18 protein-coding genes are annotated in these 14,659 nt (G+C 39.4%); 10 read left to right on the forward strand and 8 right to left on the reverse strand.

Going from position 1 to position 14,659, the window contains the following annotated elements; translation table 11 throughout:
- Positions 1–9: 9 nt before the first annotated feature.
- On the reverse strand, positions 10–198 hold the full coding sequence (locus tag ABFU83_RS04035; protein WP_347069153.1) for a hypothetical protein: 189 nt from the start codon (positions 196–198) through the stop codon (positions 10–12).
- 71 nt (positions 199–269) lie between these two features.
- Between ABFU83_RS04035 and ABFU83_RS04040 the strand changes: the two genes are divergently transcribed.
- Complete coding sequence (locus ABFU83_RS04040; protein ID WP_347069154.1) at positions 270–653, forward strand: nucleoside triphosphate pyrophosphohydrolase family protein; 384 nt, start codon at positions 270–272, stop codon at positions 651–653.
- 49 nt (positions 654–702) lie between these two features.
- Here ABFU83_RS04040 and ABFU83_RS04045 read toward each other — a convergent pair whose 3' ends face one another.
- Positions 703–1,770, reverse strand: coding sequence for a branched-chain amino acid aminotransferase (locus tag ABFU83_RS04045; protein ID WP_347069156.1), 1,068 nt, complete (start codon positions 1,768–1,770; stop codon positions 703–705).
- A gap of 354 nt (positions 1,771–2,124) precedes the next feature.
- Here ABFU83_RS04045 and ABFU83_RS04050 point away from each other — a divergent pair, with 354 nt between their 5' ends.
- The 4 genes from ABFU83_RS04050 (at position 2,125) to ABFU83_RS04065 (ending at position 4,062) form a co-directional block, all read left to right on the forward strand.
- Positions 2,125–2,622, forward strand: a complete 498-nt coding sequence (locus ABFU83_RS04050; protein WP_347069157.1) for a DUF4920 domain-containing protein — start codon at positions 2,125–2,127, stop codon at positions 2,620–2,622.
- On the forward strand, positions 2,622–3,074 hold the full coding sequence (locus tag ABFU83_RS04055) for a hypothetical protein (protein WP_347069159.1): 453 nt from the start codon (positions 2,622–2,624) through the stop codon (positions 3,072–3,074). Before ABFU83_RS04050 ends, ABFU83_RS04055 begins: the two co-directional genes overlap by 1 nt.
- 1 nt (position 3,075) lies before the next feature.
- Positions 3,076–3,738 carry a tRNA (5-methylaminomethyl-2-thiouridine)(34)-methyltransferase MnmD gene (gene mnmD, locus ABFU83_RS04060; RefSeq protein ID WP_347069161.1) on the forward strand — a complete coding sequence of 221 codons (663 nt, stop codon included), beginning with the start codon at positions 3,076–3,078 and terminating at the stop codon, positions 3,736–3,738.
- A gap of 126 nt (positions 3,739–3,864) precedes the next feature.
- Positions 3,865–4,062, forward strand: a complete 198-nt coding sequence (locus ABFU83_RS04065; protein WP_347069162.1) for a hypothetical protein — start codon at positions 3,865–3,867, stop codon at positions 4,060–4,062.
- Positions 4,063–4,077: 15 nt separating this feature from the next.
- Here ABFU83_RS04065 and ABFU83_RS04070 read toward each other — a convergent pair whose 3' ends face one another.
- Positions 4,078–5,031, reverse strand: coding sequence for a LysR substrate-binding domain-containing protein (locus ABFU83_RS04070; protein WP_347069164.1), 954 nt, complete (start codon positions 5,029–5,031; stop codon positions 4,078–4,080).
- Between the two features lie 106 nt (positions 5,032–5,137).
- Here ABFU83_RS04070 and ABFU83_RS04075 point away from each other — a divergent pair, with 106 nt between their 5' ends.
- The 5 genes from ABFU83_RS04075 (at position 5,138) to can (ending at position 9,136) form a co-directional block, all read left to right on the forward strand.
- Positions 5,138–5,617, forward strand: coding sequence for a Dps family protein (locus ABFU83_RS04075; protein ID WP_136401912.1), 480 nt, complete (start codon positions 5,138–5,140; stop codon positions 5,615–5,617).
- Between the two features lie 109 nt (positions 5,618–5,726).
- Positions 5,727–6,014 (forward strand): hypothetical protein, encoded by a 288-nt coding sequence (locus tag ABFU83_RS04080; protein WP_347069165.1) that lies wholly within the window; start codon positions 5,727–5,729, stop codon positions 6,012–6,014.
- Between the two features lie 81 nt (positions 6,015–6,095).
- Complete coding sequence (locus ABFU83_RS04085) at positions 6,096–7,694, forward strand: SulP family inorganic anion transporter (RefSeq protein ID WP_347069166.1); 1,599 nt, start codon at positions 6,096–6,098, stop codon at positions 7,692–7,694.
- A gap of 135 nt (positions 7,695–7,829) precedes the next feature.
- Complete coding sequence (locus tag ABFU83_RS04090) at positions 7,830–8,468, forward strand: carbonic anhydrase (protein ID WP_347069168.1); 639 nt, start codon at positions 7,830–7,832, stop codon at positions 8,466–8,468.
- A gap of 32 nt (positions 8,469–8,500) precedes the next feature.
- On the forward strand, positions 8,501–9,136 hold the full coding sequence (gene can, locus ABFU83_RS04095) for a carbonate dehydratase (RefSeq protein WP_136401908.1): 636 nt from the start codon (positions 8,501–8,503) through the stop codon (positions 9,134–9,136).
- An 88-nt stretch (positions 9,137–9,224) separates the two neighbouring features.
- Here the strand turns inward: can and ABFU83_RS04100 are convergent, their stop codons facing one another.
- The 5 genes from ABFU83_RS04100 to ABFU83_RS04120 all read right to left on the reverse strand — a co-directional run bounded on the left by ABFU83_RS04100 (position 9,225) and on the right by ABFU83_RS04120 (position 14,640).
- On the reverse strand, positions 9,225–10,427 hold the full coding sequence (locus tag ABFU83_RS04100; RefSeq protein ID WP_347069169.1) for an LETM1-related biofilm-associated protein: 1,203 nt from the start codon (positions 10,425–10,427) through the stop codon (positions 9,225–9,227).
- Between the two features lie 123 nt (positions 10,428–10,550).
- Positions 10,551–11,075, reverse strand: coding sequence for a superoxide dismutase family protein (locus ABFU83_RS04105; protein WP_347069170.1), 525 nt, complete (start codon positions 11,073–11,075; stop codon positions 10,551–10,553).
- Positions 11,076–11,204: 129 nt separating this feature from the next.
- Positions 11,205–12,995 (reverse strand): acyl-CoA dehydrogenase family protein, encoded by a 1,791-nt coding sequence (locus ABFU83_RS04110; protein ID WP_347069171.1) that lies wholly within the window; start codon positions 12,993–12,995, stop codon positions 11,205–11,207.
- A 45-nt stretch (positions 12,996–13,040) separates the two neighbouring features.
- Positions 13,041–13,373: a four helix bundle protein gene (locus ABFU83_RS04115; protein WP_347069172.1), complete on the reverse strand. Its 333-nt coding sequence runs from the start codon at positions 13,371–13,373 to the stop codon at positions 13,041–13,043.
- 85 nt (positions 13,374–13,458) lie between these two features.
- Complete coding sequence (locus ABFU83_RS04120; RefSeq protein ID WP_347069173.1) at positions 13,459–14,640, reverse strand: acetyl-CoA C-acyltransferase; 1,182 nt, start codon at positions 14,638–14,640, stop codon at positions 13,459–13,461.
- Between the last annotated feature and the right edge of the window lie 19 nt (positions 14,641–14,659).

Below are 14,659 nucleotides of genomic sequence, written 5' to 3' on the forward strand. Positions count from 1 at the left end.
TTATAACAATTATTCTTTCAAAAACAGTTTAATTATAAATAAAATTCCTATAAAAGCAAAAAAGGCCAGTAGTATCCAAAGGGATCCTTTGTAATGTAATTTATGGAGTGACAGGTCTTTTCGGTATACATAAATCATAGCGGTTACAAATACGATAATAAAGAATAAAGCAAAATAAAGTTGACCTGATGTAAACATGATTTTTAATTTTACGCAAAATTAGCGTTTTGCCCGGAGATTTTCTATTTTAGACCGTAAAATTAAAGAATATGAAAAAACAATTACAGGCTGTTCAGGAGTTCCATGAATCTTTCGGACTGGGAGTAAGTTCGTTTCCTAAAGCCGACTTGGGCGAACAGGTTAACCTATTGCGTTATAATCTGATGAAAGAAGAAAATGAGGAATATCTGGAAGCGGTGCAAAATAACGATCTGGTCGAAATTGCCGATGCTTTAGGGGATATGCTTTATATTTTATGTGGTACGATTCTGGAACATGGATTGCAACATAAAATAGAGGAAGTTTTTGATGAAATCCAACGGAGTAATATGAGTAAATTGGGCGAAGACGGAAAACCGATTTACCGGGAAGATGGAAAGGTTATGAAAGGCCCCAACTATTTTAAGCCGAATTTCGAAACCATATTAAAATAAAAAAATCCCGAAGTTTTTCTTCGGGATTTTTATATCGGTTATTTTGGAATTAGATCTTTACGGTCCATCCAAAAGTGTCTTCAATTTGCTTGTACTGAATTCCGGTTAACTGTTGTTTGATAAAAGTAGCAAACGAATTTTCCGGTTTCGGAAGTTCATAATAGGTTTCTTTATACGAGAATCCTACGATTGGGTTCACTACCGCAGCTGTTCCCGCTCCAAATATTTCCTGTAGCGTTCCGTTTTCAGCGGCTTCTACGACCTCGTCAACCAATACCGGACGAACCTGTACGTCGATACCTTCTTTGGTTGCTAACTCAATAATACTCTTACGGGTTACACCGTCCAGAATGCGTTCGCTGGTTGGTGCTGTATATAAGGTGTCGTTGATTCTGAAAAATACGTTCATCGTTCCGGCTTCTTCCAGTTTGGTATGCGTCGCATCATCGGTCCAGATAATCTGTTGGAAACCTTGCTCGTTGGCCAGTTTGGTCGGATAGAATTGTCCGGAATAATTACCGGCAGCTTTTGCTGCTCCGATTCCTCCGTTTGCCGCACGGCTAAAATGCTCGGCGATCACTACTTTTACTTCTCCGGAATAATAGGATTTTGCCGGCGAAAGGATAATGGTAAAACGATATTGTGTAGAAGGAGCTGCTACAACACCCGATCCGGTTGCAATCATAAAAGGACGGATGTATAAGGCATTTCCAAATCCTTTTTTAACCCATTCTTTTTCGATTTCAAGTAATTTGTGTAAACCACCTAAGAAAACGTCTTCCGGAACTTCCGGCATCGCAAGACGAACGGCCGATTTGTTAAAACGGTCAAAGTTCTGATCCGGACGGAACAACCAAACATCGTCATGCTCGTCTTTATAGGCTTTCATTCCTTCGAAAATCGCCTGTCCGTAATGGAAAACTTTTGCTGATGGATCCAGCGTAAACGGTTCATACGGCATAATAACCGGTTGGTCCCATTTACCATCATTATAATCACAAATCAGCATATGGTCGGTAAAAATATTTCCGAAAGTCAGGTTCTCAAAATCAACACTGTTGATTTTGCTGCTATCGGCTTTGATAATTCTAATGTCAGTTGTTGTTTTTAATTCCATTTAATCGATTAATTTTAAAAACCGGCTAAATTGTTGATGGCCAACAATAAAACATAATTTTTAAATTGATAAAAAAATTGTTGTGTCGCTGCAAATTTAATTAAAAAAAGCACTTTTAATAAAGTAAGATTAAAAATAATGTAATTAAATATGGAACTATTAATTTTTTTTTGAATTATTACTTTTTGAATGCAATTCCTCCGAATTAATCGGGATTAGCGAAAAAATAAATTAGAATTATGCATATTCAATATAAATTTGTTTCTTTGGAAGGTCTTAAATTAGGACAAATTAGCCTAGTTAACGGAGATTGTTTAAGACCTTGATAATCAAAATAACCAATCCTAACGATATATGAAGAAAAGTATTTTTTTAGCAGCTGTTCTGATCACATTGGCCAGTTGTAATTCTAAAAAACAAGAGGACACCAAAATAGCCGAAAACAAAACCGAATATGCTGTTTTTGGTGATAGTATTACAGCCGATGGCGTGATTACCAAAGAAGCCATGCTGGCAAAATTCAAAGATCTGAAAGAAGGAGATACTTTAAACCTGAAATTCAAATCGAATATTAAAGATGTTTGCCAGAAAAAAGGTTGTTGGATGACACTGGATCTGACCGATGGTAAAGAATCTTTTGTAAAGTTTAAAGATTACGCCTTTTTTGTCCCGATGAATGCGACCAACCAGGAAGCTATTGTAAATGGTAAAGCTTTTGTAAATATCGAAAGTGTGGAACAATTGAAACATTATGCCAAAGACGGCGGGAAATCGCAGGCGGAAATCGACAGTATCAAACAACCAAAAGTTACGTATGCTTTTATGGCCGATGGCGTTTTAATTAGTAAGTAATGAAAAGAATGTTGTTTTTGGCATGGATTTCCGGAGCTATGCTATTGGTAATCTCCTGTAACCGGAAAGAAGCGGATGCCAGGCCCGAACCGGCGGCACAATCGGAAAAGAAAGATTTCAAAATGTATGAAATGTCCGAAATGGCTGCTTTGATGGAACAGATGTATGTAGATAATCAGCGTTTAAAAGACCGGATTAAAAACGGGGAAGCCGTAGGGAATTTCCCGGAGCACTTTCTGAAAATTCACCAGGCGGTAATGACCGACGAAAGTGAAAACGATGCTTTCTTTAAAGAGCAGGCTAAAAAATTTATTGAGGCACAAAAACAGATCTATGCCGATCCGGATAATGCCAAAATGCATTTTAATAACGGAGTGGATGCCTGCGTACGTTGTCATGAATCAAAATGCGGTGGACCAATTCCGAGAATTAAAAAACTGTATATTAAATAATTTGAATCGTAAAGTAATACAAACAGCAGACGGATCAACCACGATTTATATTGAAGGTTGGGACGAAACGTATCATTCAAAATTTGGAGCGATACAGGAAGCAAAACATGTATTTATAGCAAACGGACTGTCGCTTTTTGAAGAACAGTCCGTTGCTGTTTTAGAGATCGGCTTCGGAACCGGATTAAATGCGTTTATAACCTATCTGGAGGCGGAAAAGAAACAACAGCATATCGATTATGTAGGTGTGGAAGCATTTCCGATTAGCCGGGAAGAGCGGGAGCATATGAATTACGTTTCGGCTTTGGATGCCACAGCACATGAGTCGGTTTTCGAAACGATGCATAATTGTCCCTGGGAGACGCCAACTGTACTGTCGCCGTATTTCACTTTAACAAAAAGGCAACAATACTTTAACGAAATAGATTACAAAAACCGATTTAATTTGATTTACTTTGATGCATTCGGATTTCATGTACAACCGGAACTCTGGACAACGGAGATTTTTAAAATCATGTTTGATGCGCTACAGGAAAAAGGAACGCTGGTAACCTACGCCTGCAGAGGTCCTATCAAAAGAGCGCTTCAGGAAGCAGGATTTAAAACTGAAAAATTACCAGGGCCACCGGGGAAACGAGAAATGTTGAGAGCTACAAAATGTTAAATTTTTGAATTGGTTATACTAAAATAACAATTTGTGCGTTTGCCTAATAAATAGGCTTTCGTTTTGTAGATTTACGAGAGTAGTTACGTTCTTACCCTTGAATTAACCCATTAATGCTTGTAGATTATGCCAAGAGCTATGTTTACTTACACCAAATCTATTTTAGAAAGAGTAAGCTTTGACCCAAAGTTATTTTGTAAAGAGTTAGAAAAAGCCCTAAAAAACTTATTACCTTACGAAATCGACCAGTTACGAGATTGGTTATTACATTATACCGTAGGCAAGCCCGAGTTAAAACAATGTCTTATATACGTTAATCAATGAAAAAAAAGGAGTCTGTTAGTAGACTCCTTTTTTGTTTTTAAGCGGACTTATAATCTCGACGTTGTGAAAGGCAATAGCACCTTTAACGACACCGGCGATCGTACTGCGCAGCGCTTCTATAATATGGCTTTTTAGCTCGCTTTTCGGAAAAATAAGACTTACTTCACGTGCCGGACGCGGCTCTTTAAAATGACGTAATTTTAATTTGTCTTTTTCTTTTAAATCCAGTGTATGTAAATACGGAAGCAGGGTAGTACCCAATCCTTCGTCGGCCAGTTTGATCAGGGTTTCAAAACTACCGCTTTCAATGTGGAATTTAGTATCGGTAAAATTTCCTTTGTTTTTGCATAGGTTCAGAATACCATCGCGGAAACAATGGCCGTCCTGTAACAACAAAATAGAATCGAGATCCAGATCGTTGATGGCAATTTCGGTCTTATCAAAGTTTCGGTTGTTTTCCGGAATATAAGCTACAAACGGTTCGTAATACAATACGATTTCTTTTAAATTGTCTTCTTCCAATGGTGTTGCCGCGATAGCAACGTCCAGATGACCGTTTTTTAAGCGCTTGATAATTTCTTCTGTGTTGTGTTCTTCGATGATCAGATTTACTTTCGGATAGCGATTAACAAAATTGGTCAGGAACATCGGTAATAGGGTCGGCATAACCGTTGGAATAATCCCTACTTTAAATTCACCACCAATAAATCCTTTTTGCTGGTCGACAATGTCTTTGATCCGATCGGATTCGTTAACAATGTTTTTGGCCTGGGAAACGATTTTCTGGCCTATTTCGGTGAGTTGTATCGGCTTTTTACTCCGGTCGAATATCAGCACTTCCAACTCGTCTTCCAGTTTCTGGATCTGCATACTCAATGTTGGTTGGGTTACAAAACATTTTTCGGCAGCTAGCGTAAAATTCTTATGTTCGGCTACGGCTAATACGTAGTATAATTGTGTGATGGTCATTTTTATAGAAATTTTCGATAAAATTATAAAAAGTATCAATATTAATTATAGTTCTGACGCCTAATTTTTGGTTAAATTTGTAGTATAATCTTTAAACAAAAGTAATATGAAAACGAACAGCCTTGGATTACCCGTTAAAGAAACAAAAGTTTTAGTAGCCGAATTAAACATTTTATTAGCCAATTTTCAGGTGTATTACCAAAATCTGAGAGGTTTGCACTGGAATATCAGAGGAAAGCGCTTTTTTGATTTACATGTGAAGTTTGAAGAATTATACAACGATGCACAGTTAAAAGTAGATTTGATTGCGGAACGGGTGCTAACCTTAGGAGCAACGCCGCTGCATACTTTCGACGATTATATTAAAAATAACAAACTGCCAGTTGGTCGCAATATTTCCAACGACGAAGAAGCCGTTCATTTGATTATTGCTTCGTTAACCGACCTGTTAAAAATTGAACGAGTAATCCTGAGTCAATCGGCCGAAATTGATGACGAAGGAACCAACTCTATGATGAGTGACTTTATTAAAGAGCAGGAAAAAACTATGTGGATGATGAAAGCCTGGTTGGAAGAAGAAATTTAAAAGACTGAAAATTCATAAAAATTTAAAAGTTAAGTGAAAAAGTATTAAAGAAATATTAATTGTTTTTCACTTAACTTTTTTTACATCATTTTTTTTGTAAGTTCGCGGCATGAAAGTATTGGTAAAAATAGTATTATTTCTGTTTATCACTTTTCTGGCAACTCCTACCATTGTTGGGTTCCTGAAAAGCGATACCGATACGTCTATGGTTTACAGCCTTTCTGAAGAAGAAACGGTAAAAGAAATCAAAGAAACCAAAGCACAGCTGAAATTCGAATTCCAGGATCCGGTTTTCTTTGCTCCAAAGCAAAACGCTGCGGTTATTACCTTCGAAAACACTCTGAAACACGACAATCGTTTTAGAGAAATCTTTTCTCCACCTCCCGAACAGGTATAATTCAATTACAGGAACATTTATGTTCGCTATTTAAGCGTATTCTACACGCTTACAATCTAATTGTATTATACTTTATCGGTTATGACAAAAAAAATCAATCTTTTTGCTAACCTGAAGGCTGACTTTGCTTCGGGTTTAGTAGTATTTTTGGTTGCGTTACCGTTGTGTCTTGGTATAGCCATGGCATCGGGTGCACCATTATTTTCAGGAATTATCGCCGGAGTGGTCGGGGGTATCATTGTGGGATATTTAAGCCAATCGCATATTAGTGTTTCGGGTCCGGCTGCCGGGTTAACAGCTATTGTACTGACAGCCATTACCGACCTGAACGCGTTCGACGTATTTTTACTGGCCGTTTTTCTGGCCGGATTAATCCAAATCATCTTAGGGTTTATTAAAGCCGGAAGTATTTCCAACTATTTTCCAACCAATGTTATTGAAGGAATGTTGGCCGGTATCGGAGTGATCATCATATTAAAACAAATTCCGCACGCTGTTGGATACGACAGGGATTTTGAAGGTGATCAGGCGTTTGTGCAAATGGAAGGCGGAAATACGTTTTCATCGCTTTTAGGCGCACTGGATTATATCAACATGGGTTCAGTGATCATTACGCTTATATCGATGGCGATTTTGATCTCCTGGGATAAAATCGGTTTCCTAAAAAGAATCAAACTGGTTCCGGGCGCATTAGTGGCGGTTATCCTGGGAATTTTAATCAACGAGATATTTTTACAAACGGGGAGTTCGCTGGCTATTGCAAAAGAGCATTTGGTAGCCTTACCGGTGATGTCTTCTTTTGACGATGTAAAAGAGATTATTGTACTACCGGATTTTACCGCTATTACAAATCCGAAAGTATGGATGGTGGCCTTTACAATCGCTATCGTGGCTTCTATTGAAACCTTATTGTGTATCGAAGCAGCCGACCGTATGGATGTGCACAAACGATTCACCAACACCAATGTGGAATTAAAAGCACAAGGGGTAGGGAACATGGTAAGTTCATTGTTAGGTGGTTTGCCTATGACATCGGTAGTGGTACGTTCGTCTGCCAATGCCAATGCGGGGGCACAATCAAAAATGTCGTCGATTATCCACGGATTTTTATTATTGATCAGTGTGGTAAGTATTCCGTTTGTATTAAACAAAATTCCTTTGGCAACTTTAGCGGCCGTTTTATTACTGGTAGGTTATAAATTGGCCAAACCGGCAGTAATCATGCATTTCTGGCATAAAGGAAAATACCAATTCGTTCCGTTTATCGCGACTTTATTAGGGGTTGTTTTTACCGATCTTCTAAAAGGGGTGTTGTTGGGAATTGTAATCAGTGTATTTGCCGTATTGCGTGGAAATCATAAAAGAGCCTACAATTTCCGTAAGGAAGAATACCACGATGGCGATATCATTCATATCGACCTGGCGCAGGAAGTTTCGTTCCTGAACAAAGCCGCTATCAAAAATACATTAAACGAAATCCCGGAAAACTCGAAAGTGATCATTAATGCATCCGATACGGTTTATATCGCGCATGACGTACAGGATTTGATCAAAGAGTTTAAAGCCATCCGCGCTGTAGAAGACAATATAGAAGTGCATTTGGTCGGTTTTAAAGACGTATACGAACTGGAAAATACCCGTTCGGATAAGAAGAACGTATTTGTAGAACATTCAAAATAAGTAAATTAAAAAAGTAACTAATAATAAATAAGCGAAAAATTAGAGCGGTTTCTGGATTAATGAGTAATTTTAAAGCAATTTAAAAGCTTACTTTTTAGGAGAGCCTAATCATTACGCTTCCAAAAAATCATAAAAATGAAAGCACATACAGCAGAAACACAAGCTACAGTAACACCAGCAAAAGCACTTCAGTTTTTAAAAGAAGGTAACGCACGATTTGTAAACAATTTAAAGGTGAACCGAAATTTATTGGAACAGGTAAATGACACGAAAGACGGTCAGTTTCCTTTTGCAATCGTTTTAAGTTGTATCGATAGTCGTACTTCAGCCGAATTGATTTTTGATCAGGGATTAGGGGATATTTTCAGTGCAAGAATCGCCGGAAATATTTTAAATGACGATATTTTGGGAAGTATGGAGTTTGCTTGTAAACTGGCCGGTACCAAACTAATCGTTGTTTTAGGACACAGCAAATGCGGGGCGATTAAAGGAGCGTGTCAGGGTGCCGAATTAGGACATCTGACAAATCTTTTAAGTAAAGTACAGGTTTCGGTTAACGAAGTAAAAGCCGAAATGCCTGGAGTTGATCCAACCGATCCGACTTTGGTAAGTGCTGTTGCACAACATAACGTAATCCATACTATGGATGATATTTTGGACAGAAGCGACGTATTACGCGAACTTTTCGAATCAGGACAAATTGGAATTGCCGGTGCCTACTATGATATTGAAACCGGTGAAGTTCAGTTTATGAAAGAAGTTTTACACGACTAAAAAAGGATTCGTTTCCGGAAATACAGATCATAATGAGTGAGTTTTATAAAAAGTTAATCGAGAATAACGAAAAATGGGTCGAATCGAAGTTAAGTGACGATCCGGATTATTTTATTCGGTTATCCCAAAGTCAGAAACCACCATTATTATGGATCGGTTGTTCCGACAGCCGTGTTCCGGCAAATGAAATTATTGGCGCGCAACCGGGCGAAGTATTTGTACACCGGAACATTGCCAATATGGTCGTCCATTCCGATATGAATATGTTGAGCGTACTCGACTATGCCGTAAACGCACTAAAAGTCAAACATATTATTGTATGCGGACATTATGGTTGTGGTGGCATTAAAGCCGCAATGACCAACAGTTCGATCGGGATTATCGACAATTGGATTCGACATATTAAAGATGTATACCGTCTCCATAAAAAAGAACTCGATGCGATTCCCGACGAAAATGATAAATTCAACCGTTTTGTCGAATTAAATGTAACCGAACAGGTATATGACCTGGCCAAAACCTCCATTGTACAGGCGGCCTGGAAAGAGGAACAGGAGTTGCATTTGCACGGTTGGGTTTACGGGTTACGGTCCGGTTATATTACCGATTTAAAAGTCAATTTAAGTTCCGATAAGGACTTAGATGAAATATACCAATTGGATTTATAGAAAAGGCTGTCGGAAGACAGCCTTTTTTTATTTGATCAACTCTGCTAACACCTGACAGGTTTCCAAAACCTGTCAGGTCTAATAGGTTTTAGGATTCAATATCCAGATTTTCGTTAAAAGCCGAAGGTAATAATTTCGGAATAAATTTGATCAGGATGGGAAGAAGTAAACTACCACCTGGCAAAAGGAAAATTGTTAGTGATGGAATCGTTTTACAAATATCCAGTAATTGCTTTTTCATTTTTTTCTTTTCCTTCGGATCCAGGTCTTTGTGCGTCGATTTGGCCAGTAATACCATTAATTCTCCGCTTTCGCTGATCTCCTTTAAAAGACGGTTTTTATTGCGTGTAATCAGGACAATTACGTTTTGTGTCGCCTGATCATAAAAATGCTTTACCGGATTGGAATAACGGAAATACGGAATTTCCTTCTGGTATTTCATAATGAATTCATCGATGGCACAAATACTTTCAACCGCATATTCCCGATCGATTTGTAATTGTTCCGCGAGGTTGTACATAAACCGGGTTTCCGATTCTTCGAGAACGGCATCACTCCACAGCGCCATACCGGTAATATCCAACAAATAGTTTTTTTCCAGAGGCGAACTGAAATAGTCCAGCTCAAGCATTTGAATGTCCTGAATACTCAGGGTGTTAAACTTGGTAAAACGCACAGAAGATTCAAACAACTTGATCAGTAAATCATCGTAATTCGATTTGTTGGTTTTGGTATTTAACGCCAAAGTCACAAGGTTTACAATGGTTTCTTCCAGTTTTTTCAGATAATTGTTCGGAATTTCCCCATGTAACAGGTATTGACGAAAGGCCAGTACGTCCATAAACAGTAAGGCATTGGTCAGGATATGGGAGAAGTTTTTACTGATGATGTTATCGTTGGTACGTACCCGCTCACTGATCATTTTCTCCAGTTCGTTGCTCGGCATGGAACTCGGTAGCATCTTTTTGAGCAGGTTAAACCCTTCCGGATTCATCTGGTTGTAAAAAACAATGGCTTTTTGGATAAATATCTTGGGATCGGAGTCATGAGTAATCAGACCATAAACACCATAGAGACTGTTTAATAGTGCAACTTTGGTCAGTTCTTCCGAAGTCCAGCCTTTGGTTTCAATGGGTTTGTCGGTCACAAAATTGACCACATGGCCGTAAATAAATCCGGTTTTACGAACGCTGTTATAGAATTCTTTGGGGTATACCACAACAGGTAACGGCAAAGGATCTTGCTTAATAAAAAACTTATCTATCCAACCGTTAATTGAAGGGTTAATCATTGTCTGAAATTATTCCACAAAGCTACTTTTTTTATTTGTCGGATAACAATGATGTCGATAAGTTTTTAAAAAATAGTATCCGGAAGCATTTTGTAAATTTGAGAAGGCTTCCGGATTATTTTTTTAACGGATAATTGCGGTACAAGCCACACGTCCGCCGGCATTACCAGTTGGTTGCGTTACGAAATCATCCGCTCCCTGATGAACAATAATGGCTTTTCCAAGAACGTCTTTCGTCGCATCGCCACATCCGATACACCATTCGTCTGTGGTAAGTGTGATTTTTCCATTTCCTTTCGCATCGGCTGTAAAATTACCGATATCACCTTTATGGTATTCTCCCTGGCCCCATTTACCGTGTTTTTTAAACGTTGGATTCCAGTGTCCGCCGGCAGAAGTGGCATCGGCAGAAGAACAATCTGCTTTTTCATGGATATGGATGGCGTGTACGCCTGGTGTTAATCCGGAAACAGCAGCTGTAAAAGTTACTTTGCCGTCTTTTTCGGTAAAGGTTACTGTTCCTCCGGTTTTGGTATTACTTTTCGGTTCTAAAGCAATTTTCAACTCGTTTATTTTCGATTCGGTTTTGGTTTTACACCCGGTTAGGAGTGTGCTTAGTCCCATAGCAACCAGTAGTATTTTTTTCATAATTTGTGTTTTTATCAAATTTAAGGATTTTTTAATCCGATAGGGATGTAAATCGCATAAAAAAACCGCCTGACATTGCTGTTAAGCGGTCTTTTTTAAACAAACTAAACCAAAAATAGTTATTGCCTATTAATAACAGTAATGATTTTCTTTTATCAATTTGTCGGCAATAATTTCTCGTAGTGCCACTACATTTGGCACATTCGTATATTTTGTAAAGCGACGTAGTCCCATTAACATCATGCGTTGCTCGTCACCTTCGGCAAAAGAAGCGATTCCTTCTTTTCCTTTTAGGGTAACGATATCTACCGCATGGTACAGGTATAACTGCGCCATTGCAATTTGTTCTTTTACATTTTCGGCACCGTTGGCTTTGGCTGTTTTTTCAGTACGTAAGATGGCACTTTCCGCAACATAAATTTCAATCAGCATGTCGGCAGCCGCCATTAACAACTGTTGGTGTTTGTCCAGATCCGGTCCGTATTTTTGTACGGCACTTCCGGCTACCATCAGGAAGGCTTTTTTCAATTTGCCAATCAGTTCTTTTTCTTCAGCGAATAATTCCGAATAATCCGGAGTATCAAAAGAAGGAATACCCATTAGTTCTTCGGCTACTTTCATAGCAGGTCCTAACAGATCTACATGCCCTTTCATTGCTTTTTTGATTAACATTCCTACGGATAACATACGGTTGATCTCGTTTGTTCCTTCGTAAATACGGGCAATACGGGCATCACGCCAGGCGCTTTCCATAGGGGTGTCTTCCGAGAATCCCATACCTCCAAAGATTTGGATTCCTTCGTCGGAACAGTTTTGCATATCTTCCGATACAGCTACTTTCAGGATCGAACATTCGATCGCGAATTCTTCCACTCCTTTTAATTCGGCTTCCTGATGGGAAACACCATCGGCGATACGGGCGTTGATTCGATCCTCGATGCTTTTGGCAGCACGATACGAAGCACTTTCTCCGGCATAACACGAAGCAGCCATTTCGGCTATTTTGGAACGGATCGCTCCAAAGTTGGCAATTGGTGTATTAAACTGAATGCGTTCGTTGGCATATTTTACCGCTCCGGAAATCGTTCTGCGTTGTGCATCCAAACAAGCAGCAGCCAATTTGATACGACCTACGTTTAGTGCGTTCATGGCGATTTTAAATCCTTCACCACGTCCGGCCAGCATATTTTCTACCGGTACTACGGTATCGTTAAAGAATACCTGACGGGTAGAAGAGGAGCGGATTCCCAGTTTGTGTTCCTCTTCTCCAAGGGTGATTCCGTTATTCGGTACATTTTCTACGATAAATCCGGTGATGTTTTTGTCGTCTTCAATTCGGGCGAATACGATAAAAACGCTACAGAAACCGGCATTGGAAATCCACATTTTTTGCCCGGTGATTTTATAGCTTTTTCCGTCTTCCGACAAAACAGCTTTGGTTTTTCCGGAATTAGCATCCGATCCGGCTCCCGGTTCTGTTAAACAGTAGGCGCCAAACCATTCGCCTGAGGCCAGTTTTGGCACGTATTTTTTCTTTTGTTCTTCTGTTCCGTATAGGGTAATGGGCATGGTTCCGATTCCGGTATGCGCTCCAAATGCAGTAGAGAATGATCCGGTAGCACCGGAAATATAATCACATACCAGCATGGTCGATACAAATCCCATTTCCAATCCGCCATAAGCTTCCGGAACGGCAACTCCTAAAAGTCCCAGTTCTCCGGCTTTACGCATGCATTCTTCGGTAAAAGCATAGTCTTTCTTTTCAAAACGGTCTTTGTTTGGCCATAATTCTTTATCGACAAACTCTTTAACCGAGTCACGCATCATTAACTGCTCTTCTGAGAAATCCTCAGGCGTGAAGATGTCTTCACATTTTGTTTCTTTTACAAGGAATTGACCTCCTCTGGTGATGTTTTCCATTTTTATAGTTTTTTAGATAGAAGATAAAAGAGAAAAGAAGAAAGATTAACGATCTAGCTTACTTATAAATCCTGATATCATCTTTTGAAATTCGATAATTTTATTTTCAATTGTTATTACTGTTTCCTCTTTTATGTACCCATTTTGGAAGGCAATCAAGAGTTGTGTTTGTAATTCGTATGAAGATCCTAAACTTATATTTAGAAAATATTGAAACTGTTTATTACTTCTACTGGAACCTTCTGCAATATTGGAAGGCATGGAAATGGAGCATCGATTCATTTGACTTACAAGACCGTATACTTCAGTTTTTGGAAAAGTTTGGCATACTCTATGAGTATCAGCTGCGATTTCCATCGCTAAAATCCAAATTTTCATATTCTTGAAGTTGTGTCTCATTAACTCCTTCTTTCATCGTCAGTACTCTTCCTTCTTTTTTTCTTTTCTCTAGTATCTTTTCAAATTACAATAATTCATAAATCCCTGCTGCGCCTTGTCCGGTTCCGACACACATCGTGACCATTCCGTATTTGTTGCCGCGGCGTTTCATTTCGTCGAATAACTGAACGGATAACTTCGCTCCGGTACATCCCAGCGGGTGACCTAGTGCAATCGCACCTCCGTTGACGTTGATGATCTCCGGATTCAAATCCAATTCGCGGATTACCGCCAAACTCTGCGCTGCAAAAGCTTCGTTTAATTCGATTAATTCAATATCGGATTGTTTTAATCCGGCTTGTTTTAAGGCTTTTGGAATGGCTTTAACCGGTCCGATTCCCATGATTCGGGGTTCTACTCCGGCAGCAGCGTAGTTTACCAGTCGTGCGATTGGTTCCAGATTTAATTCTTTTACCATTTCTTCCGACATAACCAGTACGAAGGCAGCACCATCACTCATTTGTGACGAGTTACCTGCTGTTACACTTCCGTCGGCGGCAAAAACCGGTCGTAGTTTTCCTAAGGCTTCTTTTGACGTATCGGCTCTTGGTCCTTCGTCTTTATTGACAACATAGGATTTGCTTGCTTTTTTGCCTTTTTCATCAATATAAACGTGCTCCACGGTAATCGGAACGATTTGTTTGTCAAATTTTCCTTCTGCCTGCGCTTTTAACGCTTTTTGATGCGACTGGTACGAAAATTCATCCTGATCCTCACGGGAAACATTGAATTGTTGGGCTACCGCTTCGGCTGTTAATCCCATTCCCCAGTAATAATCTTCGTGTCCGGCAGCAGCGGCTTTATAATCCGGAGTTGGTTTGTAACCACCCATTGGGATATAACTCATACTTTCAGCACCACCGGCAATAATACAGTCGGCCATACCCGCCTGAATTTTGGCAGTTGCCATTCCGATAGTTTCAATTCCCGAAGCACAGTAACGGTTTACGGTTACGCCCGGTACATCTTCAATTTTTAATCCCATAAGGGAAATCAGTCGCCCTACATTTAATCCCTGTTCGGCTTCCGGCATGGCATTTCCTACCATTACGTCGTCGATGCGGGTTTTGTCGAAGTTTGGCAATTCGTTCATCATATATTCGATGGTTTCGGCGGCCAGTTCGTCGGGTCTTTTAAAACGGAACACTCCTTTTGGTGCTTTACCAACGGCTGTCCGGTATGCTTTTACTATATAGGCTGTTTTCATAGTTTTGTTTTGAATGATG

Origin of the sequence: Flavobacterium sp. WV_118_3, from assembly GCF_039778605.1 — a bacterium.
Lineage (GTDB): Bacteria > Bacteroidota > Bacteroidia > Flavobacteriales > Flavobacteriaceae > Flavobacterium.